The sequence below is a fragment of the Frigoribacterium sp. PhB160 genome (genome assembly GCF_003751785.1).
In the GTDB taxonomy this organism is placed as follows: Bacteria; Actinomycetota; Actinomycetes; order Actinomycetales; family Microbacteriaceae; genus Frigoribacterium.
Window position 1 is genome coordinate 725,125 of the sequence record NZ_RKIE01000002.1, and the last position, 23,340, is coordinate 748,464.

Consider the following 23,340-nt stretch of genomic DNA (forward strand, 5'->3'; position numbering starts at 1 on the left):
GCCGGCGTCAGGAGGCGCGGGGCAGCGACGGCAGCGAGGTGCCGTCGAGCCAGGCCGCGAAGAGGGCCGGCAGCGAGCCGTCGTCGACGCCGGTGACGGCCACGCAGTGCTCGACGAAGTCGCGGGTGGTGACGACGCCGTGCCGGTTCGCGTCGGTCCACGAGCGCAGCACGTCGAAGAACGCCGCGTCGCCCACGGTCACCCGGAGCGCCTGCAGCGTGAGGGCGCCCCGCTTGTAGACGCGGTCGTCGAACATGAGGGCCGGCCCGGGGTCGCCGACCACGATGTCGTGCGGCGGGAGCACGAGCCGCAGGTGCGTCCGGCCCGCCTGGGTCGCGGCGCTCGGCCCGCCGGAGCGCTCGGCCCAGAGCCACTCCGCGTAGCAGGCGAAGCCCTCGTTGAGCCAGATGTCGCGCCAGGACGCCAGTCCGACGCTGTTGCCGAACCACTGGTGAGCGAGCTCGTGCGCGATGAGCCGCTCGGTGCCCGACTGCCCGTCGACGTGGTTGGCCCCGAAGACGGCCATGCCCTGCGCCTCCAGCGGGATCTCGAGCTCGTCGGCCGTGACGACGACGGTGTAGCTCGGGAACGGGTACGGCCCGAACGCCTCGACGAAGCACGTCATCATGTCGCCGAGGTCGGCGAAGTCGTGCTCGGCGCGGTCGTGCAGCCCGGGCGGCGAGACGAGCAGGCCCGCGACCGGCGCGGCGGCGTCGCCGAGCGCCGTCGCCGTCGTCTCGTAGCGGCCGATCTGCACGGTGGCGAGGTAGGTCGCGGTCGGCTCGGGCTGCTCGTACGTCCAGGTGACGCGGCCCGGCGTGGTGCGGCGGCCGACGAGCTCGCCGTTGCAGACGACGGTGTAGCCGTGCTCGGCCGAGACGCTGACCCGGTAGCTCGCCTTGTCGTCGGGGCGGTCGTTGCACGGGAACCAGGTCGCGGCCCCGTTCGGCTGCGACGCGACGAGGACGCCGTCGGCGAGCTCCTCCCAGCCGAGCTCTCCCCACGTCGTGCGGCGGGGGGCGGGCGCCCCGCCGTAGTCGATGCGCACGACGAGCCGCACGCCGGCCTCGACCTCGCCGGGCAGGGTCACGACGAGCTTCGTCGCCGTCTGCTGGAACCGCGTCTTGGCGCCGTCGACCCGCACCTTGTCGACGCGCAGGCCCACCAGGTCGAACGAGAGCCGCCGGAGGCGCGTGGACGCCACCGCGGTCACCGTCGCCGTGCCGTCGAGCCGGTTGGTGGCCACGCGGTACGACAGGTCGAGGTCGTACAGGTCGACCGACCAGGCGGGGTCGCCGCTCTCGGGCGTGTAGTCGGGCGTCGCGGGGCCGGAGGCGGGCGGGCGGCCGGTCGTCACGACGACGACACGGCGTGGTAGTCGGCGAAGGCGACCTCGCGCCACGGCCCGATGGGGTTGCCGCTCCACCGGCTGCCGGCGGGCACGCCCTCGCCGCGCATGACGAGCGAGGCGGGCCCGACGGTCGCGTGCTCGCCGACGACGGCGGCGGGCAGCACGACCCCGTGCGGGCCGAGGGTCGCCCCGGCGCGGATGATGACGGTGTCCATGGACATGATTCGATCATGGAACAGGTGCGTCTGCACGACGCAGCCGCGGTTCACCGTGCTGCCGTCGCCGAGCGTGACGAGGTCGGCCTCGGGCAGCCAGTAGCTGTCGGTCCACACGCCGCGGCCGATGGAGGCCCCGAGCGAGCGCAGCCACCAGACCAGCGCGGGCGTGCCGGCGGCCGCCCGGGCGAACCAGGGCGCGGCGCACATCTCGGTGAAGACGTCGGCGACCTCGCTGCGCCAGACGAACGACGACCAGAGCGGCTTCTCGGACGCGGCGACCCGGCCGATGAGCAGCCACTTCGCCGCCGTGCTGACGGCGGCGGCGACCCCGCCGGCGGCGAGCATGACGACCGGGCTGGCCAGGGCGGCGAGCCCGACGCCGCCGACGGCGGCGAGGGCGAGCAGCGCGGCGACGAGGCCGAGGCCGATCCAGACGGTGACGACGACCGGGACGACCCGGCCGAGCTCCCACGCGACGCGGGCGGCGCGCAGGCGGGCCGGGGGCCGGAACGTGCGCGACTCGTCGGAGGCCGCCACCGTGCGACGGAGCCGGACCGGCGGCGAGCCCAGCCACGACGACCCCGCCTTCGACGAGCGGGGCGCCGCCGACAGGACGGCCACGAGGCCGTCCTCCGGCACCGTGTGGCCGGGGCCGGCCATGCCCGAGTTGCCGAGGAAGGCGCGCCGGCCGATCTCGGCACGGGCCACCCGGAGGTAGCCGCCCCCGAGCTCGTACGAGGCGACGAGGGTGTCGTCGGCGAGGAACGCCCCGTCGCGGATCGTCGTCATGCAGGGCAGCAGCAGCACGGTCGAGGCCTCGACGTCCGTGCCGACCCGCGCGCCCAGCAGGCGCAGCCAGACCGGCGTGAACAGGCTCGAGTACAGGGGGAACAGGTACGAGCGCGCCAGGTCGAGCAGCCGCTCGGTGCTCCACACCTGCCAGCCGACGCGGCTGCGGACGGGGAACGTGCCCTCCGTCACCCCCGTCGCGGCGACCCGCACGAGCACGACGACGGCGACCGCGGCGACGACTCCCGCGACGAGCGTGCCGGGCACGCTCCAGGCGAGGGCCAGCCAGCCGGCCTCGGCCAGGGTGTCCGCGCCCCGGACGCCGAGCGCGACGACGAGGCCGCCGGCCGCCAGCGAGGCCACGGGGAGGAGGCTGATCAGCAGCGACGAGACGCCGTAGGCGACGAGCCAGCGCGTCGCCCGGGCGGGCCGCTCGGCCGGCCACCACGTGCGGGCCTTGCCGGTGCGGGCGGCGGGGGAGCCCGACCAGGCCTGCCCCGCACGCACGCGCCCGAAGACGGCCGAGCCGGGCGCGACCGTCGCGCCCTTGCCGATGCGGGTGCCGGGCAGCAGGGTGCTGCGCATGCCGATGGTGCTGCCCGCGCCGATTCGCACGGCGCCGAGCCGCAGCACGTCGCCGTCGAGCCAGTGGCCGGAGAGGTCGACCTCGGGCTCGATCGAGGCGCCGCGGCCGACGCGCAGCAGGCCCGTCACGGGCGGCAGGGTGTGCAGGTCGACGTCGCGGGCGACGCGGGCGCCGAGCGCCCGGGCGTAGTAGCTGATCCAGGGCGCCCCCGCGAGGCCGGTCGCGGCGGTCTGCAGCTGCACCTGCTCGGCCAGCCAGAGGCGCAGGTGGACGCTGCCGCCCCGTGGGTGGTCGCCCGCGGCGACGCCGTGCAGCAGGAGGCGCGAGGCCGCCACCGAGATCGCCATGCGGCCGGGCGGCGCCACGAAGAGCAGCAGGCCGACGACCAGCCACGCGACGTCGACCCGCGGCAGCACCGCGACGCCGCCCCAGGTCGCCGCCGCCGTCGAGGCGGTCAGGGCGATCGTCGTCCAGCGCAGCCCGGAGAGGAGGTGGAGGGGGACGCCGAGCAGGGTCTGCAGCCACTGGGCGCGGGCCGGGGTCGGGAGCGAACGGTGGAACTCGGTGCGGGAGGGGTGCGCGGTGCCCGACGCGCCTTCGGCGGTCCGGGTCGCGAGGGACTCGGCCATGGCCCCGAGGCGCGGGTGGGAGTACGCGTCGGCGACGGTGTACTCGGACGCCCGGTCGCGGAGCCGTGCCACGAGCTGGGCCGCCGCGAGCGAGCCGCCCCCGAGGTCGAAGAAGTTCGCCGAGGCGTCGGCGACGGGCAGGCCGAGGACCGCCTGCCAGTCCGCCGCGAGCTCGAGCTCGTCGGGGGTCAGCGCCCCCTCGTCGGCGCCCTGGTCGGGCAGCGGCCAGGGCAGGGCGCCGCGGTCGATCTTGCCGGAGGTCTTCGTCGGCAGGTCGCCCTCGACGACCGCCAGCAGGGGCACGAGGGCCGCGGGCAGCTCGTCCCGGAGCCGGGCCAGGGCCGCCGCGCGGTCGAGGGCGGGGGCCGCGCCGCCCGGTGCGCCGTCGCCCCGCAGCGCGAGGTACCCGACGATGACCTGGTTGCCGGCGTCCGTCTCGCGGACCGCCGCCGCCGCGCCGGCGACGCCGGGCAGGGCCTGCAGCGCCGCCTCGATCTCGCCGAGCTCGATGCGGCGCCCGCCGACCTTGACCTGGTCGTCGGCCCGGCCCTGGAACAGCAGCCCGGCCGGGTCGAAGCGCACCAGGTCGCCGCTGCGGTACGCGCGGGCCCAGCCGAGCTGCGGGTGCGGCGCGTACTTCTCGGCGTCCTTCGCCGGGTCGAGGTAGCGGGCGAGGCCGACGCCGCCGATGATCAGCTCGCCGACCTCGCCGTCGCCGACCGGCCGGCCCTCCGGGTCGACGACCGCGACGTCCCAGCCGAGCAGCGGCAGTCCGATGCGGATCGGCTCGCCGGGCACCACGAGGGCCCCCGTCGCGACGACCGTCGACTCGGTCGGCCCGTAGGTGTTCCAGACCTCGCGGCCCTCGCCGCAGACCCGGTCGACGAGCTCGGGCGGGAAGGACTCGCCGCCGAAGACGAGCAGCCGGACCGACTCGAGCGCCTCGGGGGGCCACAGCGCGGCGAGCGTCGGCACGGTCGAGACGACGGTGATGCCGTGGGTCACGAGCCACGGCCCGAGGTCGGCCCCGGTGCGGACGAGGCTGCGGGGCGCGGGGACCAGGCACGCGCCGCTCCGCCAGGCCAGCCACATCTCCTCGCACGAGGCGTCGAAGGCCACCGACAGCCCGGCGAGCACGCGGTCGCCCGGGCCGAGGGGGCCGAGAGGCCCGCTGGGCTCGCCGGCGAGGAACAGCCGGGCCTCGGCGTCGGCGAACGCGGCGGCCGACCGGTGGCTCGCGGCCACGCCCTTCGGGGTGCCGGTGGATCCCGAGGTGAAGATGACCCAGGCGTCGTCCTCCGGTCGGGGCGGCTGGACGGCGGCCCCGGCGCCGGCCGAGCGGGGGTGCGGGGCCCGGGCGGAGAACAGGGGCGTGCCCTGCAGCTCGCCCTGGCCGGGGGTCCGGTAGACGCCGCCGGCCGCAACGACGCCGGCGACGTGGGCCTCGCCGAAGACGAGGGCGGCGCGCTCCTCGGGGTCGTCGGCGTCGACGGGCACGTAGGCCGCGCCGGCGGCCAGCACGGCGAGGACAGCGACGTACAGGCGCCGGTCGCCCGAGGGCATGCGCACGCCCACGCGGTCGCCCCGGCGGACTCCCGCCCCGGCGAGGGCCGAGGCGGCGGCCTCGACGAGGGCGGTCAGCTCGCGGTAGCTCACCGCGCCCCGGTCGTCCTCGAGGGCGGAGGCCTCGGGGTGCGCGGCGGTCGTGGCGACGAGCACGTCGACGAGGGTGCGCGGCGGGGCGGCCGCCGACGAGCGGGCGACGACGCCGGGCAGCTCGGCCCCGGGCTGGTCGGCGCGGGGCCGGTCGGCGTCCGGCAGGGGGGTCTCCGGCATGGGGGCTCCGCGGCTCGTCGGGCCCCGCGGCGGGTCGCGGGGCGGGGGCAGGTCGCCTGGGAACCTAGGTCGCGTCGGTGACCGGCAGGTGAACGCGGGCCCCCGCGGCCGCGAGCCCGACCCCCGCGACGGCGGCCGCGAGCCGCGGGCCGAGCGGGAGGTCGAGCACGTCGACGGCGACGGCCGTGCCCTCGGCCGCCGTGGCGACGCCGTCGCCCGCCGACCGCAGCAGCACGCCGTCGGGGTCGCGCGCGAGCCCCTCGCCGGTGGCCTTGAGGGCCGCCTCGACGCGCACCCAGCGCGGCAGGTCGTCCACGACGCCCCGGCCCGCCGGACGGCCGGGGAGGGGGCGGGGGCCGGCGACGTGCTGCTCGACGTCGACGCCGACCGGCAGCCCGCGACGGAGGGCGACGAGCGCCTCCCCGCCCGACCTGCTGAGGGAGAGGTGCAGGTCGTCGCCGTCGACGACGACGGGCCGGCCGTGCGGCCCGCCGCAGCGCGGGCACGGCTCGCGGCCGAGGCGCACGTCGCGGGGGTGCCGGCCCAGGGCCCGGCCCACGACGAGGCGGAGCGCGACGCGCGACAGCAGCAGTCGGTGGCGGACGGTGGCGTCGAGGGCCGACGCGGCGCGGGCGCGCTCGTCGTCGTCGAGCCAGCCGGCCGGGTCGCCGGGCGGCAGCGACAGGGCGAGCGCGGCGCCGAGGCCGTCCGCGGTGTCGTCGAGCCCGAACGACCAGACGTCGGCGGGGGCGTCGGTCGGCTCGGTCACGCGCTCAGTCTGTCGTGCCGCCGGCCGCCGCGGGGGCGTCGGCGAGGACGACGGGGAGGCGCGGGGCCGTCAGCGGAGCGGCTGCGGCACGACGTCGGGGCGCGACCAGTGCAGGTCGAGCGGCCTGCCGACCCGCAGGTCGACCTCGGAGCGGAACGCCGCCTCGAAGTGCCGCGCCGCGCGCTCGTCCGACACGACCACGTCGACGCGGAGGGCCCCGAGCTCGTCGGTCACGAGCACGGGGCCGTCGGTGAAGCGCACGAGGTACTGGTGGTCGCGCACGGGGATGTTCTCGTAGTGCCGGCGCAGGGCCTGCTCGAGCAGCCGCACCGACTGGATGCCGTCGGTCGGCCGGACGGAGGCGCTCATCGCGATCATGAGCCGATGGTGCGCCGTCGACACGACGGGGGCGTGAACGGGAGGTGACCGGATGCTGGCAGCGGGCTCCGCGCCTCCCGGCGTCGGGCCGAGGGTGCCGTGCTCGTCGTCAGTGGAACTGCGGGATGATCAGCCACAGCCCGGCGAGCACGGCCGCGACGCCCACGGCGAAGCAGGCCGAGCCCGCGACGGTCGCGCCGAGGGGCCGGGCCCGTGGGGCTGCCGCCGCGGCGGGCGAGGAGGCGCCCGGGCCGTCCGGCACGGGGTCGAGCGCCCCGTCGGCGAACAGCCGGATGCCGGCGGCGAAGGCCGTCACGATGACGGCGGTGGCGACGAGCGCCACGAGGAAGACGACCACGAAGGCGCCCCAGTCCACTCCGAGGAACACGTCACTCTCCCTGTCCGCGCGCGGCGCCGGCGGGCTGTGCCGCCGCCGGGGCCTCGTCGCTGTCGTTGACCGTCTCGTGCGTCACGGGGTGCCGGCGGGCCAGCACCCCGAACGCGACCCCGCCGCCGAGCGCCAGGACGGCGACGACCACGAGGCCGGCCGTGCTCGTGCTGGCGAGCCAGGCCGAGGCGCCGCCGACGAGCGCGGCGGCGGGCAGCGTCACCACCCAGGCCGAGGCGATGCGGCCGACGACGCCCCAGTGCACGGTCGCGAGCCTCTTGCCGAGCCCGGCGCCGACGATCGAGCCCGACGTGACCTGCGTCGTCGAGAGGGCGAAGCCGAGGTGCGACGAGATGAGGATCGTCGCGGCCGAGCTGGTCTCGGCGGCGAAGCCCTGCGGCGCCTGCACGTCGGTGATGCGCTTGCCCACGGTGCGCATGATGCGCCAGCCGCCGAGGTAGGTGCCGAGGGCGATCGCGAGGCCGCAGGCGACGATCACCCACAGCTGCGGCGGAGTGCCCGAGCCCTGGTAGCCCGCCGCCACGAGGGTGAGGGTGATGACGCCCATCGTCTTCTGGGCGTCGTTGGTGCCGTGGGCGAGGGAGACGAGGGAGGCGCTGATCGTCTGGCCGTGGCGGAAGCCGGCCGTCGAGCCGCGGAGGGTCGCCTGCCGCGTGACGCGGTACGCGACGTAGGTCGCGACCAGCGCCACGACGCCGGCGACGAGCGGGCTGATGAGGGCAGGCAGCACGACCTTGGAGAGGACGACCGCGAAGTCGACCGAGCCGAGGCCCGCCCCGATGACCGCGGCGCCGATGAGGCCGCCGAAGAGGGCGTGCGACGAGCTGGACGGCAGCCCCAGGTACCAGGTCGCCAGGTTCCAGACGACGGCGCCGACGAGGCCGGCGAAGATCATCGTCGGCGTCACCTGCACCCCTCCGTCGCCCTCGCGGATGATGCCGTTCGACACGGTGCTCGCGACCTCGGTCGAGAGGAAGGCCCCGACGAGGTTGAGGACGGCCGAGATGAGGACGGCCGCCTTGGGCTTCAACGCGCCGGTGGCGACCGAGGTGGCCATCGCGTTGGCGGTGTCGTGGAACCCGTTCGTGAAGTCGAACACGAGGGCGACGACGATCACGAGCGTCACGGTGACGAGGACGTCCACGGGTGCTCCTCCCTTCGGGACGGCCTCGTGGCCGCGACGACGGCGGAGCGTCCCGTGCGAGGCCGACGCTACGTCCGGCACGCGACGCGCACCGTGAACAGCCGATGAATTCGTGCAGGCCGTGCACGATCGGGTCACCGAGCTCCTCGACGGGGTGGTCGGCGGATCACCCGCCCACGACCAGGGGTCACCCGTCCCCCCGGTTGGGGGGCGGGTGCCGGGGAGGTAATCTCCGAGAGCGCGGGACACACCCGGCCCGCGCGGAGACCGCGAGGCCCGAACCTCGTGAAGATCGCGTCGGCCCGAGACCGTCGTGAGGATCGAGTCCGCCATGAAGCGTTCCCTGCCCGTCGTCGTCGCGCTCGCGACGGCCCTCGCCTGCCTCGGCGGGGCCCCGGCCCTGGCGGCCGGCACCGTGCCGACCGGCAGCGCCTCGTCCGGCACCACGGCGGCGCCCGCCGCCGCCCGCGCCACGGCGGCGCCGTCCGTGCCTCGCTCCGTCACCGTGGTCGCCTCCGGCGCGACCGGTGCCGTCATCTCGTGGAAGGCCCCGGCGACCTCCGGCAGCGGCTCCCTGCTCGGCTACTCGCTCGACGGCTTCGTCGGCGCCGCGAAGCAGCCGATCAGCACCGAGTGGACGAGCGCCACGACGTTCCGCTACGACGACCTGACCCCCGGCGTGACGTACCGCCTCCAGCTCAAGGCGTGGAACCACGACGTCGCCAGCAAGCCCGTCACCGTCAGCTACACCGTGCCCACCACGCCGACGACGCCCGCGAGCCCCACCGTCTTCGCCGTCGTGGGCGGCCAGATCGTCTCCGTCCCCTCGACCGGAGGCGCCGCCACGGTCGTCGCGGCGGCCCCCGCCTCGGGCGGCTGGGACGTCGACGCGAAGGGCGTGACCGTGCTCGACAGCGCGGCGGGCACGCTCGTGCGCCACGACCTGGCGAACAAGGCCACCACGCTCGCGACGGGCCTCGTCGGCGCCGCCGAGCTCACCGTCGACGCGTCGGGCACGGCGTTCGTGAACACCGCCGACGGGGGGATCGCGAAGATCACCGCGACGGGCGCGCGCAGCGTGCTGGCCGCTCCCTTCGGGTCGAAGGGCAAGCAGCTCTCGGTCGGCAGCGACGGCCGGCTCGTCGTCCTCTACGCCGCCTCGGGCGCCTCGTTCTACACGACCGCACGCAGCTACCCGGCGGGGTCGTCGACGCCCACCGCCGACACCCCCTACTCGCGCAGCTACGGCTTCTACGACATGGTCGCCGGCCCCACGGGCATCTACTACACGCACGACAACGCCGGCGGCGGCACCGGGTTCGTCAGCTGGCTGCTGCAGACGGGCGCGGGCGCGCCCTCGACGCCCTCGCCCAGCCTCTCGACCCGCATCACGACGAACGCCGGCGGCTACGGCAACGACGGCGTCTTCCACTCGCTGCAGGCCGCGAAGATCTGCTTCGGCTACTCGCCCGTCAACCCCTGCGTCGCCGACGACACCCTGACCGAGCTCGTGGCGTCGCCCGCCGCCGGCACGACGACGGTCGTCCCGGCCAGCGGCCTCCGCGTCTCGCCGACCGGCTCGAGCGTCGACGCCGACACCGCCGGCACGGTCTACGTCGCCGACGCCGCGACCTCGCCCGGTCTCTGGTCGGTGGCCGGGTCGGGAGGCGCCGCGAAGCTCCTCCTCGCCGGCGCGGCCCGTGACGTGAAGGTCCGCGGCTAGGTCGACGGCCACCTCGTGAGACGCACGCTCGCCGTCACCGCCGTCGTCGTCGGTGCCCTCGTCCTCGGGGGAGGGGCGGCGGCGAGCACGCTGCTGCCCGCCCACGAGCCGCCGCCGCCCGCCGCCCTCACGGCCACGGGGGACGGGCCCACCGTGATCGAGCTCGCCTGGCAGCCGCCGGGTCGGAGCACGGCGGGTCCCGTCACCGCCTACTCGCTGACGCTCGTGCCGACGGCCGGGCAGACCTCGACCTTCACCCGGTGGCTGGAGGCGGACGAGACCTCCGCCCGACTCGACGGCGCCGTGGCCGAGACGTCGTACCGCTACGAGCTGACGGCCTGGGCGGGCGACGTCGAGGGCCGCAGCGCCAGCGTCGACTTCACCACCCCCGAGAGCACCTCCCGCGTCGTCGCGGTCGTCGACGACGAGATCGTCTCGATCCCGTCGGGCGGCGGCGAGCTGACGAGGGTGGCGACCGCGCCCGCCGCGCCGGGCGGCTACGTCGTCGACGCGAGCGGCAACGTGACCGTGCTCGACAGCGAGCGGGGCACCCTCGTGCGCCGCGCCTCCTCGGGGGCTGCTCCCGAGACCCTGGCCGCCGACGTCGAGGGAGCCCGCGAGCTCGCGGTCGACTCGCTCGGCACCGTGTACCTGCTCACCGCAGACGGCCGGGTCGCCGCCTACGGCGCCCGCGGCGCGGAGCGCACCGTCGCCCGCACGCTGCCGGCGCCGGGCGCCCAGCTGTCGGTCGGGCCGGACGACAGCCTGCTCGTGCTCTACGGGGTCGCCGACACGAACGACTACACGGCCCGCACCTACGCGCCCGACGGCCTCGACGACTTCACTGAGCGGACCTTCCTGCAGGGCGTCGGCCTCCGCGACGTCGTGGCGGGCCCGTCCGGCACGCTGTTCTACGACCGCAACGCCGGCGGCGCCTCGGGCCTGCAGTTCTGGGGCCGCGACGACGGCATGCCGACGGCCCGCAGCGTCGCCGTCTCGTCGCGGGCGACCGCGGTGGCGGGCGGCCTCGGCTCCGACGGGCTCTTCCACGTGCTCGAGGCGGCCCAGACGTGCCCGCCGGCCCTGGCCGACGCCGACGCGACCGCCGCGACCTGCACCGAGGACCTCGCCGTCGACGCCCTCACCGCCACGACGACGGACGGCGACCGCACGACGCGGGCCGTGACGGGCGTGTCGCTCGCCGACGCCGTCGACACCGGCAGCCTCGCGGCCGACTCGTCGGGCACCGTGCTCGTCGCCGAGCCGGACGGCGCGACGCCGGGGCTCTGGGCGATCGACCCCGACGGGACGGAGGCGCGCCTCCTCGTCCCCGGGTCGGCCCGCGACGTGCGCGTCGTCGGCTGAGCGGGCTGTCGGCAGGCTGTCGGCGGCCGGGCGATCGGCGGGCGGCAGCCCGGCGGTCGGGCTCAGGCCCGGCCGCCGGCCTCCGCCACGAACTCGTCGACCGTGCCCTGGATCAGCTCGGTCATGATGGCGCCTGCCGTCTCCGCGTCGCGCGCGGCGAGCGCGTCGGCGACGGCGAGGTGGCGCTCGGCCGCGGCAGGCGTCCAGCCGGTGATGGTGAAGCGCTTCTCCTCGACGCGGGTGCGCAGCAGCGCCTCGACCTGGGTCGCGAAGTGACCGAGCACCTGGTTGCCCGAGCCGTGCAGCAGGGCGGTGTGGAAGGCGATGTCGGCCTCGAGGTAGCGCCGGCCGTCGCCCGAGGTGCCGGCCTCGACCATGGTGCGGGCCGCGGCCTGCACGAGCGAGGCCTGCAGCTCGTCCATGGCGGCCGCGCCGAGGCGGGCGGCCACCGGCTCGATGCCGAGCCGCAGCTCGAGGAGCTCGCGCATCTGGGTGAAGTACTCGGGGCCCCGCCCGCGCCACTCGATCACCTGGGGGTTCATGAGGTCCCAGGAGGAGCGCGGCAGCACCGTCGTGCCCGTGCGCTGACGGGGCTCCACCATGCCGAGCGACTGGAGCACGCGCACCGCCTCGCGGAGGACCGAGCGCGACACCGAGAAGCGGACGCCGAGCTGCTCGAGGTTCAGGATGGAGCCCGGCGGGAGCGTCGCGTCGACGATCTCCTGGCCGACGGCGTCGATCACGCGGGCGTGCAGCCCGCGGTCGCGGGACGAGGGGAGGCCGGGGATCATCGTCGACTCCTTCGGGGCCTGGGCGGTCAGGGGACGTGGTGCCCGGCCTCCGACGGGTCGGGCGTGTTGCCGGGGGAGCAGCCGTATGGCACACTCCATAAATCTGATTATTCACACTCATCAGATCCACGCGTCCCCAGGATGACAGACCCGCCCGCACGCGGCTGCATCCGCCCCCGCCGCACCACCCGGAGCGGTCGGCACGCGCGGAGCACTCCACCTGACGAAGAGGTCGCAGCGACGCGTCCTCGGAAGGACGCGACAGCATGCACCTGATCGCCGCGGCGACCGCCGCACCCACCCCCTCCGGCAGCGAGGCCCAGCTGATCATCGCGGCCCTCGTGGGCATCGCCGTGATCGTCGGGCTGATCACCTGGCTGAAGGTCCACCCGTTCCTGGCCCTGCTGCTCGGCGCCGTCGGCGTCGGCATCGGCGCGGGGCTCGCGCCCGGCGACGCCGTCACGAGCTTCGGCGCCGGCTTCGGCTCGACGATGACGAGCGTCGGCATCCTCATCGGCCTCGGCGCCATGTTCGGCAAGCTGCTGAGCGACTCCGGCGGCGCCGACCGCATCGTCGACACGCTCATCACGCGGGCGTCGCCGCGGGCCCTGCCGTGGGTGATGGCCCTCATCGGCGCCCTGATCGGCCTGCCGATGTTCTTCGAGGTCGGCCTCGTGCTGCTGATCCCCGTCATCGTGCTCGTGGCCCGCCGCTCCGGCCTGCCGCTCATGCGCATCGCGATCCCGGCCCTCGCCGGCCTCTCCGCGATGCACGCCCTGGTGCCGCCGCACCCCGGCCCGCTGCTCGCCGTCTCGACCGTCGGGGCTGACCTCGGCCTGACCCTCGGCCTCGGCGTGCTCGTCGCGATCCCGACCGTCATCGTCGCGGGTCCGCTCTTCTCCAAGCTCGCCGCGCGCTGGGCCCCGGTGCCCGTGCCCGAGCTCTTCGTCTCGAAGGAGGAGGAGAAGGACGCTCCCGCGCGCCTCCGTCCGTCGTTCGCCAACGCGCTCGTCGGCATCCTCCTGCCCGTCGTGCTCATGCTCGCCCGCTCGGTCCGCGAGGCGGCCCTGCCGAGCGCGACCGGCGCGTGGGTCGACCTGCTCGAGTTCCTCGGGACGCCGATGGTCGCCCTCACCGTCGCCGTGCTCTACGCCATGGTCTTCTACGCCCGGGCGGGCGGCATGGACAAGGCGGCCGTCTCGAAGACGCTCGGCGCCTCGCTGCCCGACGTCGCGGGCATCCTGCTCATCGTCGGCGCCGGCGGCGGGTTCAAGCAGGTGCTGATCGACACGGGCATCGGCACCGTGATCGGCGACGCCGTGTCGGAGTCGGGCGTCAGCGTGCTGCTCGTCGCCTGGTTCGTCGCCGCGCTCGTGCGCGTCGCCACCGGCTCGGCCACGGTCGCGACCGTCACGGCCGCCGGCATCATGGCCCCGCTCGCCGCCGACATGTCGACGCCCGAGGCGTCCCTGCTCGTGCTGGCGATCGGCTCGGGCTCGGTGTTCCTCTCGCACGTCAACGACGCGGGCTTCTGGCTGATCAAGGAGTACCTCGGCACCACCGTCGGCCAGAACCTCAAGACCTGGGGCGTGATGGAGTGCATCCTCTCCGTCACGGGCCTCGCCGGCGTCATGCTCGTCAGCCTGGTGATCTAGTGGTCTCCTCGGCTCCCGTGTCGGCAGCGGTGCTGACCGGCGGACCCGTCGACGCCACCGGCGAGGGCGGGGCGACCGACGCCTCCGGCGCTCGCGTCTCCTTCCCGGCGACGTCCGCGCCCGTCCTCGTCGTCATGGGCGTGTCGGGGTCGGGCAAGTCGACCGTCGCGGGCCTGCTCGCCGAGAAGCTCGGCTGGGACAGCATCGAGGGCGACGACCTCCACCCCGACGAGAACGTCGCCAAGATGGCGGCGGGCATCCCGCTCGACGACGACGACCGGGCCCCGTGGCTCGACACCGTCTCGTCGTGGATCATCGAGCACGCGATGCAGGGCGTCCCCGGCGTCGTGACCTGCTCGGCCCTCAAGCGCCGCTACCGCGACGTGCTGCGCGAGCACGACGTCGTCTTCGTGTACCTGCAGGGCGCGAGCGACCTGCTCGGCGAGCGGATGGCCGCGCGGCCCGGCCACTTCATGCCGACGTCGCTGCTCGACTCGCAGCTCGCGACCCTCGAGCCGCCGGCGGCCGACGAGCGCCACGTCGTCGTCGACGCCACCCGCACGCCCGAGGAGGAGGCGGACGACGTCATCCGCCTGCTGGGGCTGACGCCGGTCGCGTAGGGCCGGGAGCGGGGGAGGCGCGGGGTCCGACGAGCGGGCACCGCGCCTCCGTCCGTTCACCTGCCGGTCGCCGGCCGCTCACCGGGCCTCCGTAGCGTCGGGGCTCGTCGCGGGCACCGCCGCCGGGCGGCGCGGACGGGGGCGACGCATGACGAGCAGGACGACGACGCGCACGTCGACGCGCGGCGACGGCACGGCGACGGGGCACGACCTCGTCCTGCCGCGCGCCGCCGTCGCGGCGACCTGGCAGGGCGTCGGCCGCCCGCTGCAGGAGGTGGCCGTGCCGGGCGTCCGCCTGCAGCGCGGCGACGCCCTCGTGCGCGTGTCGCTCGCGACGATCTGCGACGGCGACGTGCTCACCGTCGCCGGACGGCGACCGGGCGCCGCGCCCTGCGTCCTCGGCCACGAGCAGGTCGGCCGGGTCGTCGAGGCCGACGCGCACGCCCGGTCCCTCGACGGGCGACGGCTGCTGCCGGGCGCGCGGGTCGTCTGGTCGACCGTCGTCGCGTGCGGCCGCTGCGTCGAGTGCCAGCGGGGGCTGCCGCAGGCCTGCGCGACGCTCGAGCGCTACGGGCACGCCGCCGTCCGCCGGTCGTGGGAGCTCGCGGGCGGGTTCGCCAGCCACGTCCACGTGCGGCGGGGCACCGCGGTCGTCGTGGTCGACGACGACGCCGTGCCCGACGCGGTGCTCGCCCCCGTGTCGTGCGGGGTGGCGACGGCGGCGGAGGCGGTGCACCGCGCCTCCTCGGTGCTCGGCCTCGCGGGCGGCCCGGGCCTGTCGGGGCAGGTCGTCGTCGTGACGGGGGCCGGCGTGCGCGGGCTCGCCGCCACGGCGATGGCCACGCAGGCGGGCGCGCGGGTCGTGGTCGTCGACGAGTCCGAGCCGCGTCGCCTCCTCGCGTGCCGCTTCGGCGCCGCCGCCGTCGCCCACCCGCAGGAGGCGCGGGGCCCGCTCGCCCTCGCCCGCGCGCTCGCGCAGGTCGACCGCTCGGGCCGGCACCGCACCGTCGGCCTCGAGACGACGGGGTCGGCCGCGGCCGCGGGGCTGCTGCTCGACGCGGTCGGGGTCGGCGGGGTGGTCGTGCTCGCCGGGCCCGCCGCGCCCGGGCCGGCCGCGGCCGTGCTGCCCGAGCGCGTCACGACGGGACTGCTCACCGTGACGGGCGTGCACGACTACGCGCCCTCGCGGCTGGCGTCCGCGGTCGCCTTCGTCGCGGAGCAGCGGCACCGGTACCCGTTCGAGGAGCTGGTCGGGCACGTCGTGGCGCTCGACCGGCTCGACGAGGGGCTGCGGCTCGCCGGGGCGCCCGGGGCGCCGCCGCGGGTGGGGGTCCGCCCGGCGTGAGCGGCGCGGTCGTCGGGTCGCGTCACGGTTCGCTCGTCGCGTCGCGTTCTCTCGTGACGCGACGCGCAGAACGTGACGCGACCCGCGCCTCCGGCCGGCCCTCGGGCACTCCCGCCTCTGGCCGCCGCGGCGGCTACAGCCGCTTCTCCATGCACCAGCTCGTCTCGTCGCCGACGTACGGCCCGAACGCGGGGATCGGCACGTACCCGGTCTTCTCGTAGAGGATCACCGCCGCCACCTGCGGCAGCCCCGTCTCGAGCTGCACGAGGCCGATGCCGAGGCCGCGGGCGTGCTGCTCGACGGCGGCGAGCAGCGCCCGGCCGACGCCGAGCCCGCGGGCCGCGTCGGCCACGAAGACGCGCTTGAGCTCGCCGCTGCCGTCGCCGCGGTCGACGATCGCGGCCGTGCCCACGGCGGTGCCCTCGTGGCGCGCGACGAAGAACGAGACGTCGGGCCGACGGAGGCTCTCGACGTCGAGCACGTGGTAGTTCTCGGCGGGGTAGAGGCTCAGCGCGTACTCGTCGGCCTGTCGCAGGAGCGACAGCACGTCGTCGCCCGCAGGCTGCTCGATGGCGACCGACGGCGCCGGGCGCCCGAGCGTCAGCCGGTACAGCACGTGCGCCCGCTGGGGGTGCCCGACGGGCAGGGCCGGGTGCTCGAAGTCGTCGGCGGGGTCTCGGGTCATGCCGAGTCGTTCCATCAGGGCCCGCGACCGCAGGTTGCCCTCCGCGGTGAAGCTCACGACGGACTCGAGTCCGAGCCCGCCCGTGTCCGTCCCGGAGCGCGCGACCCGCAGCACCTCGCGCGCCGCCTCCGCGGCGTACCCCTGCCCCCACGCGTCCCGCCGCAGCCGCCAGCCGATCTCGACCTCGTCCGAGAGCGCCCGACCCGACACCACCACGTCGACGGACGGCCGCGACAGGCCGACGAAGCCGAGCAGCTCGCCGTCCTCGCGCCGCTCGACGGCCCACAGCCCGAACCCGTGGGCCTCGAAGCCCGCCTCGATGCGGTCGACCAGCGCGTCGGACTCGGCGCGTGTGCGGGTCGAGGGGAAGTGCTCCATGACGACGGGGTCCGCGTTCATCGCGGCGAAGGAGGCACGGTCGGCGTCGCGCCAGCGGCGCAGCAGCAGGCGGTCGGTGGTGAGCATGCGACGACGGTAGCGGTCCGGGGCGGGCGACCCGCGCCTCCGGCCGGGTCAGGCGGCGTCCGAGGGCGCCGCGTCCGCGTCGACGAGGGGCGACGAGGAGGCGCGGGCCACGCCCCGCAGCCCCACGAACGACACCAGGGCGCTCGCCGTGAGCAGCACGGCGACCACGACCACGACGCGGTGGAAGCCGTCGACGGTGAGCGCGCCTCCCGCGATGACCCCGAGGAACGCCACGGCGACGAGGCCCGCCACGCGCGACACGGCGTTGTTGACCGCGGAGGCGATGCCCGAGCGGGCGGGCGGGATCTGCGACAGCACGGTCGACGTCAGCGGCGCGACGGTCACGGCGAGGCCGAAGCCGAAGAGCACCACGCCCGGCACGATCTGCCACCACACGTCGATCGGGTCGCGGACGAGCAGCATCCAGAGGAACCCGCTCGCGGTGATCAGCGGGCCGGTCGTCATGAACGGCCGGGGGCCGTGCTTCGCGGCGAGCGTGCCGAAGAGGGTGGAGAAGAGCAGCGACACGATGGTCGTCGGCAGGGTGACGAGGCCGGCGAGGGTGGCGGGCAGGCCCGCGAGCTCCTGCACGACGAGGGGGATGGTGAGCGTGCCGAGGCTGAGCGCCGCGTAGATGCCGACGGTCGCGAGGTTGCCGACGGTGAACGCGCGGGTGCGGAAGAGGTCGAGCGGCATCATCGGCTGCGGCGCGCGGCGCTCCCACGCGACGAAGGCGACGAGGGCCGCCACGCCGACGACGAGCGGCGCGAGCACGGACCCGGTGCCGAAGCCGACCCGCTGGCCCTCGATCAGCGCGAAGACCGGGCCCGCGAGGCCGACCGCCGCGAGCACGGCGCCCACCACGTCGACGCGCGCGGGCGAGTCGGGCGTGCCGCGGTGGGCGTCGCCGGGGAGGCGCGTCATCAGCACCAGCGTCACCGCCACCGGCAGCACCACCACCGCGAACACCCAGCGCCAGCCGACCGTGTCGACGAGGGCGCCGCCGGTGAGCGGCCCGACGAGGAAGGCGACGCCGGTCCAGGCGGTCCAGCTGCCGATCGCGCGGCCCTGGGCCGGGCCGCTGAAGGTCGACGTGATGAGCGCGAGGCTCGACGGCACGAGCAGCGCGGCGGCGACGCCCTGGAGCGCCCGGGCGGCGATGAGCAGGCCCGGGTCGGGGGCGAGGGCGGCGAGCACGCTCGTCGCGGCGAAGGCGACCAGCCCGGCCCGGAGCACCCGTACCCGGCCGAACGTGTCGCTCAGCGAGCCGGCGACGAGCATGAGCGACCCGAGCGTGAGCAGGTACGCGTCGACGACCCACTGCTGCAGGGTCAGGTCTCCGCCGAGCTCGCCCGCGATCGCCGGCAGGGCCACGGTCACGATCGAGCCGTCGAGGAACGCCACGAACGACGCGAGCACGGCCACCGTGAGCACGACGCGGCGGCCGCGGTCGTCCGTCATGAGGCGAGTCTCGTCATGCGACGAGTCTCCACCCGCAGGGCGTCCGCCGGTCGGCCGGCCTGGCAGTCCGTGGATCCGGTGGTCGGCGGGTCGGGCGATCGGCGGGGTCGGGCGATCGGCGGGTCGGCGGCCCGCTCGCGGCGGTCAGTCCTCGCGGACGACCTCGTCGGGCGACTTGTCGGGCCGCCAGCCGCGCCACGAGGGCTGACGGAGCCGGCCGGTCGAGGTCCACTCGGCGAACGAGACCTCGCCGACCCGGGACGGCGTGACCCACCGGGCGTCGCGGGCGTCGGCGGCCGGCACGTCGCGCAGCGGGCTCGTCGCCCGCTCGGCCGCCTCGAACTCGGCCAGCAACGCCTCGAGGTCGCGATCGCGGAACCCCGTGCCGACCCGCCCGACGTAGACGAGCCCGTCGTCGCCCGGCACGCCCATGAGCAGCGAGCCGACGCCCCCGGCCCGGCGACCGCCACCGGGCCGCCAGCCCGCGATCACGACCTCCTGCGACCGGTGGTGCTTCATCTTGATCCACGACCGCGACCGCCGCCCCGCGACGTAGGTCGCGTCGCGACGCTTCGCCACGACACCCTCCAGCCGGAGGCGCACCGACGTCCGCATCGCCGCCTCGAGGTCGCCGTCGAAGACGTGCGGCACGTCGATCGGCCCCTCCGCCGCCACCACGCGCTCGAGCACCTCCCGCCGCTCGTCGTAGGTGTCGTGGACCAGCGAGCGCCCCTCCGCGTGCATGACGTCGAACAGCAGGTACCGCACCGGCGCCCCGGCGGCGGCGTGCTCGACGTCGCGCGGTCGGGTGAGGCCCATCCGCGTCTGCAGCAGCCCGAAGTCGGGGCGACCGGACTCGTCGACGGCCACGATCTCGCCGTCGAGCACCGCGCCTCCGTCGCTCGTGACCTGCTCGGCCAGCACCTGCAGCTCGGGGTAGGCGGGCGTGAGGTCGTGGCCGTTGCGGCTCGTGAACGTCACCGATCCGTCGCGCACGACGGCCACGGCGCGGATGCCGTCCCACTTCATCTCGTAGGCCCAGTCGTCGTCGACGTCGTGCTCGTCGCCGGACGAGGCGAGCATCGGGGCCACGGGGTCGAGGCGAGGGGCGCCGGCGTCGGCGCCTCCCGACCTGGCGCCTCCCGACCTGGCGTCCCCCGACGTGGCGTCTCCCGACCCCGCGCCTCCGTCGTCCTTCATGCGGTGGATCAGCCAGTTCTTCTCCGAGCCGCCGCCGTGGCCGGTGTGGATGAGGGCGATCCGTCTCTCGCCTCGCTGCTCGCCGTGCAGCACCGCGATGACCTCCTTGCCGTCTCGCCACTTCTCGAGGTCGTAGGTGCCGGAGTCCCAGATGGTGACCTCGCCGGCGCCGTACTCGCCCTCGGCGATCGTGCCCTCGAAGGTGCCGTACTCGAGCGGGTGGTCCTCGGTCTGGACGGCGAGGTGGTTGTGGGCGGGGTCGTCGGGCTCGCCCTTGGGGAGGGCCCAGCTGACGAGCACGCCGTCGTGCTCGAGGCGGAAGTCCCAGTGCAGGCGGCTGGCGTGGTGCTCCTGGATGACGAAGCTCTGCCCGTCGCTCGTCGGCGGCGCGTCGGCGGGCACGGGCTCGCGCGTCTTCGCGGGGTCGCGCTTCGATCGGTAGACCTCGAGGCGGTCCCGGCGCTGCCGGGCCTCGCCGTCGCCGGACGAGTCGTGCTCGGGCGACTCGGTGTTGCGCATGTCGTCGCCGAGCTCGCCGGGAGGCACCGGGGTGCCGCTCGACACGTCGGCGAGCGGGTCGCCGCGACGCCGCAGCCGCGCCAGCACCTCGGTGTGCTCGAGCTGCCGCAGGCTCGGGGACGCCAGCTCACGCCAGGTGCGCGGCATCGCGACGGTCGGGCGTTCGCGCCCTCGCAGCGAGTACGGCGCGACCGTCGTCTTGGCGCCGTTGTTCTGCGACCAGTCGAGCAGCACCTTGCCGCGCCGGTCGGCCTTGCCCATCGTGCTGAGCACGAGGTCGGGGTGGTCGGCCTCGACCGCGCGGGCCAGCTCGTGCGCGACGTCGCTCACCTGCGCGCTCGTCTGGTTCCCGTCGAGTCGCGCGTACAGGTGCACGCCCTTGCTGCCGCTCGTCACGGGCACGAGCTCGAGGCCCATGCCGTCGAGCAGGGGCCGCAGCAGCTGCGCGACCTCGACGCACTCGGCCAGGCCCACGCCCTCGCCCGGGTCGAGGTCGAGCACGAGGCGGTCGGGGTTCCGCTGCGCGCCCCGAGGCCCGAACCGCCACTGCGGCACGTGCACCTCGAGCGCCGCGACCTGGGCCAGCCAGGTGAGCGTCGCGAGGTCGTTGACCATCGGGTAGACGTTCACGTGGTCCTTGTGCTCGATCTCGTGCCGCGCGACCCACTCCGGCGCGGAGTCGGGCAGGTTCTTCTCGAAGAAGACCTCGCCGCCGACCCCGTCCACCCAGCGCTTGCGGGTGGCGGGCCGGCCCTCGACGTGCGGCAGCATCCACTCGGCGACGGCGGCGTAGTAGCCGAGCACGTCCGCCTTCGTCGTGCCGGTGGCGGGGTAGAGCACCTTGTCGAGGTTCGTGAGCTGCAGGGTGTGCCCGCCGACCTGCACGCGCTCGCCGCGTCCCTTAGTGGCCATGCCGCGCCTCCTCGTGTCGTGGTCCCTGCCGTTCTACCGCGTGCTCGCCGCCGCGGTCCGTCCGGCCCTGCCCGCGCTGCCCGCGCCGCGCTGCCCGCGCTGTCCGCCCTCGCGCACGAAGACCCGCCCTCGGCAGTGCACAGAGCAGAGCCGAGGGCGGGCCGGAGGCGTGAGCCGGGGAGGCTCGGTGCCGGTCAGACGGCCGGCATGGCTCCCGCGATCGTGATGGTCGCGCCCGACGTGTAGCTCGACTCGGGGCTGACGAGGTGCACGTACGCGGCCGCGAGCTCGGCCGGCTGGCCGGGACGGCCGAACGGGGCCTGGCCGCCGAACTCCGACACGGTCTCGGCGTCGTCGGAGCCGGGCTGCAGCGGGGTCCACACCGGGCCGGGGGAGACCTGGTTGACGCGGATGCCCTTGGGGGCGAGCTGCTGGGCCAGGCCCGCCGTGAAGACGCCGATGGCGCCCTTCGTCAGCGCGTAGTCGATCTTGTCGGGGCTCGGCTGCGTGCCCTGCACCGAGCCGGTCGTCACGATCGACGAACCGGGCTCGAGGTGCGGGATGACCGCCTGCGACAGCCAGAACAGCGAGTAGACGTTCGTCTTGATGGTCGAGTCGATGTCCTCCGTGGTGAGCGTGAGGATGTCGTCGTTGCTCTTCATGCGGCCAGCGACCATGACGAGGGTGTCGAGCCCGCCGAGCTCCTCGACGGCCTTCGCGACGAGGTCCTTGCAGTACTGCTCGTCGGAGATGTCGCCGGGGACGAGGACGACGCGGCGGCCCTCGCCCTCGAGCAGGTCGCGCACCTCCTCGGCGTCGGTCTGCTCGCTGGGGAGGTAGCTGAGCACGAGGTCGGCGCCCTCGCGGCTGAGCGCGATGGCGGCGGCGCGGCCGATGCCGGAGTCGCCGCCGGTGACGATGCCGCGGAAGCCCACGAGGCGCTCCTTGCCGACGTAGCTCGTCTCACCGTGGTCGGGCTTCGGGTCCATCTTCCAGGCCTCGCCGGGCAGCGACTGCTCCTGCTTCGGGAACGGCGGGGCGGGGTACAGGTCGACCGGGTTCTTCTTGTCGTATTGGCTCATGCGGTCCACGGTGCTCGCCGACCGGGGGACGCGACCGGTCGTTGTACCCGCCCGCCGGTCATTCGGAGCGCATGCGGAGGAACATGACCGTCATGCGATCGATCTGGAAGGGCGCGATCACCTTCGGGCTCGTCAACGTGCCCGTGAAGCTGTACTCCGCCACCCAGGACCACGACGTGTCCCTCCACCAGGTGCACGACGCCGACGGCGGTCGGATCCGGTACCAGCGCCGGTGCGAGATCTGCGGCAAGGTCGTCGACTACGAGCACATCGACAAGGCCTTCGACGACGGAGACCAGACGGTCGTGCTGACGGAGGACGACCTGGGGTCCCTGCCCGAGGAGCGGTCGCGCGAGATCGACGTGCTCGAGTTCGTGCCGAGCGACCAGCTCGACCCGCTGATGTTCGACCGCAGCTACTTCCTCGAGCCCGACTCGGCGTCGCCGAAGGCCTACGTGCTGCTGCGGCGCACCCTCGAGGAGACCGAGCGCACGGCCATCGTGCACTTCTCGCTGCGGCAGAAGACACGGCTCGCGGCCCTCCGGGTGCGCGGAGACGTGCTCGTGCTGCAGACCCTGCTCTGGGACGACGAGGTGCGCGAGGCGCGGTTCCCCGTGCTCGACGAGAGCGTCCGCATCAGCAGCAAGGAGCTCGACATGTCGGGCTCGCTCGTCGAGTCGCTCGGCGACGACTTCGACCCGTCGCAGTTCAGCGACGACTACCAGGAGGAGCTGCGGAAGCTCATCGACGCCAAGCTCGAAGAGGGCGAGTCGCTCGACACCGACGCCACCTTCGGCCGCTCCGGCGACGACGACGACGAGTCAGAGGACGGCGAGGGCGACGGCGGCGAGGTGATCGACCTCATGGAGGCGCTGCGCCAGTCGGTCGAGCGCAGCCGGTCCGCCAAGAAGGCACCCCCGAAGAAGCGCACGACGAGCGACGAGTCGCCCGCCGCGAAAAAGCCCGCCGCGAAGAAGCCCGCCGAGAAGAAGCCGGCCCCGACGGAGAAGCCGGCCGCGAAGAAGCCGGCCGCGAAGAAGAAGCCGGCCGCGAAGAAGAAGCCCGCGGCGACGAAGGGGAAGAAGGCCAGCTGACCCGCGCGGCCTAGTGGTCGCGCAGCATCTCGATCAGCTCGTCCTTCGTCGCGTCGCTGTAGCCGTGCAGACCGAGCTCTTTCGCCCGGCCGCGCAGGTCGTCGACGGTCCAGTCGTCGTACGAACCCGACCGGCCGCCCCTCGCCGCGACCTTCTCCTCGCTGTCGCCTTTCTGGGCCGCGGCGTTGGAGATGCGCGCCGATTTCTCCTTCGAGTTGCCCTCGTCGCGGAGCGCCTCGTACATCTCGGGGTTCTTCAGCTGCGGGGGAGTGTCGTCCTTCGGCATGCTCGCGACCGTACTCCGGTCGCCGAGG

18 protein-coding genes are annotated in these 23,340 nt (G+C 75.2%); 6 read left to right on the forward strand and 12 right to left on the reverse strand.

From position 1 onward, the window contains the following. Positions 1-7: 7 nt before the first annotated feature. The 6 genes from EDF38_RS12405 to EDF38_RS12430 all read right to left on the reverse strand — a co-directional run bounded on the left by EDF38_RS12405 (position 8) and on the right by EDF38_RS12430 (position 8,109). Positions 8-1,357, reverse strand: a complete 1,350-nt coding sequence (locus EDF38_RS12405) for a M1 family metallopeptidase (protein ID WP_123355673.1) — start codon at positions 1,355-1,357, stop codon at positions 8-10. Further along, positions 1,354-5,409 (reverse strand): Pls/PosA family non-ribosomal peptide synthetase, encoded by a 4,056-nt coding sequence (locus EDF38_RS12410; RefSeq protein WP_123355674.1) that lies wholly within the window; start codon positions 5,407-5,409, stop codon positions 1,354-1,356. The genes EDF38_RS12405 and EDF38_RS12410 overlap by 4 nt, the downstream gene beginning before the upstream one ends. 64 nt (positions 5,410-5,473) lie before the next feature. Continuing rightward, entirely contained in the window at positions 5,474-6,178 is a 705-nt protein-coding gene (locus EDF38_RS15945; RefSeq protein WP_158613370.1) for a 4'-phosphopantetheinyl transferase superfamily protein, read from the reverse strand. Between the two features lie 69 nt (positions 6,179-6,247). Continuing rightward, complete coding sequence (locus EDF38_RS12420) at positions 6,248-6,556, reverse strand: hypothetical protein (protein ID WP_123355675.1); 309 nt, start codon at positions 6,554-6,556, stop codon at positions 6,248-6,250. A gap of 109 nt (positions 6,557-6,665) precedes the next feature. Then, the gene (locus EDF38_RS12425; protein WP_123355676.1) at positions 6,666-6,944 is read right to left on the reverse strand and encodes a hypothetical protein; all 279 of its coding nucleotides are present in this window, start codon (positions 6,942-6,944) and stop codon (positions 6,666-6,668) included. Position 6,945: 1 nt separating this feature from the next. Continuing rightward, positions 6,946-8,109, reverse strand: a complete 1,164-nt coding sequence (locus EDF38_RS12430) for an inorganic phosphate transporter (protein ID WP_123355677.1) — start codon at positions 8,107-8,109, stop codon at positions 6,946-6,948. Between the two features lie 331 nt (positions 8,110-8,440). Here EDF38_RS12430 and EDF38_RS12435 point away from each other — a divergent pair, with 331 nt between their 5' ends. Both EDF38_RS12435 and EDF38_RS12440 read left to right on the forward strand, forming a co-directional pair. Then, positions 8,441-9,832, forward strand: coding sequence for a fibronectin type III domain-containing protein (locus EDF38_RS12435; RefSeq protein ID WP_123355678.1), 1,392 nt, complete (start codon positions 8,441-8,443; stop codon positions 9,830-9,832). Between the two features lie 15 nt (positions 9,833-9,847). Beyond that, on the forward strand, positions 9,848-11,197 hold the full coding sequence (locus tag EDF38_RS12440) for a fibronectin type III domain-containing protein (RefSeq protein WP_123355679.1): 1,350 nt from the start codon (positions 9,848-9,850) through the stop codon (positions 11,195-11,197). A 62-nt stretch (positions 11,198-11,259) separates the two neighbouring features. Here the strand turns inward: EDF38_RS12440 and EDF38_RS12445 are convergent, their stop codons facing one another. Further along, positions 11,260-11,988, reverse strand: coding sequence for a FadR/GntR family transcriptional regulator (locus EDF38_RS12445; protein ID WP_158613371.1), 729 nt, complete (start codon positions 11,986-11,988; stop codon positions 11,260-11,262). Between the two features lie 266 nt (positions 11,989-12,254). Here EDF38_RS12445 and EDF38_RS12450 point away from each other — a divergent pair, with 266 nt between their 5' ends. The 3 genes from EDF38_RS12450 (at position 12,255) to EDF38_RS12460 (ending at position 15,608) form a co-directional block, all read left to right on the forward strand. Next, positions 12,255-13,643 (forward strand): GntP family permease, encoded by a 1,389-nt coding sequence (locus EDF38_RS12450; protein WP_123355681.1) that lies wholly within the window; start codon positions 12,255-12,257, stop codon positions 13,641-13,643. Positions 13,644-13,777: 134 nt separating this feature from the next. After that, positions 13,778-14,263, forward strand: a complete 486-nt coding sequence (locus EDF38_RS12455; RefSeq protein ID WP_123356072.1) for a gluconokinase — start codon at positions 13,778-13,780, stop codon at positions 14,261-14,263. 148 nt (positions 14,264-14,411) lie between these two features. Further along, positions 14,412-15,608 (forward strand): alcohol dehydrogenase catalytic domain-containing protein, encoded by a 1,197-nt coding sequence (locus EDF38_RS12460; RefSeq protein ID WP_123355682.1) that lies wholly within the window; start codon positions 14,412-14,414, stop codon positions 15,606-15,608. A gap of 133 nt (positions 15,609-15,741) precedes the next feature. Here the strand turns inward: EDF38_RS12460 and EDF38_RS12465 are convergent, their stop codons facing one another. The 4 genes from EDF38_RS12465 to EDF38_RS12480 all read right to left on the reverse strand — a co-directional run bounded on the left by EDF38_RS12465 (position 15,742) and on the right by EDF38_RS12480 (position 21,932). Next, complete coding sequence (locus EDF38_RS12465) at positions 15,742-16,758, reverse strand: GNAT family N-acetyltransferase (protein ID WP_123355683.1); 1,017 nt, start codon at positions 16,756-16,758, stop codon at positions 15,742-15,744. A 48-nt stretch (positions 16,759-16,806) separates the two neighbouring features. Next, entirely contained in the window at positions 16,807-18,219 is a 1,413-nt protein-coding gene (locus EDF38_RS12470; protein ID WP_123355684.1) for an MFS transporter, read from the reverse strand. 144 nt (positions 18,220-18,363) lie between these two features. Continuing rightward, complete coding sequence (locus tag EDF38_RS12475) at positions 18,364-20,850, reverse strand: ATP-dependent DNA ligase (RefSeq protein ID WP_123355686.1); 2,487 nt, start codon at positions 20,848-20,850, stop codon at positions 18,364-18,366. Positions 20,851-21,044: 194 nt separating this feature from the next. Continuing rightward, the gene (locus tag EDF38_RS12480; protein WP_123356074.1) at positions 21,045-21,932 is read right to left on the reverse strand and encodes an SDR family oxidoreductase; all 888 of its coding nucleotides are present in this window, start codon (positions 21,930-21,932) and stop codon (positions 21,045-21,047) included. Between the two features lie 92 nt (positions 21,933-22,024). Here EDF38_RS12480 and EDF38_RS12485 point away from each other — a divergent pair, with 92 nt between their 5' ends. Further along, positions 22,025-23,026 (forward strand): Ku protein, encoded by a 1,002-nt coding sequence (locus EDF38_RS12485; protein ID WP_123356075.1) that lies wholly within the window; start codon positions 22,025-22,027, stop codon positions 23,024-23,026. Positions 23,027-23,036: 10 nt separating this feature from the next. Here EDF38_RS12485 and EDF38_RS12490 read toward each other — a convergent pair whose 3' ends face one another. Beyond that, the gene (locus EDF38_RS12490) at positions 23,037-23,312 is read right to left on the reverse strand and encodes a Rho termination factor (RefSeq protein WP_123355688.1); all 276 of its coding nucleotides are present in this window, start codon (positions 23,310-23,312) and stop codon (positions 23,037-23,039) included. Positions 23,313-23,340: the final 28 nt, after the last annotated feature.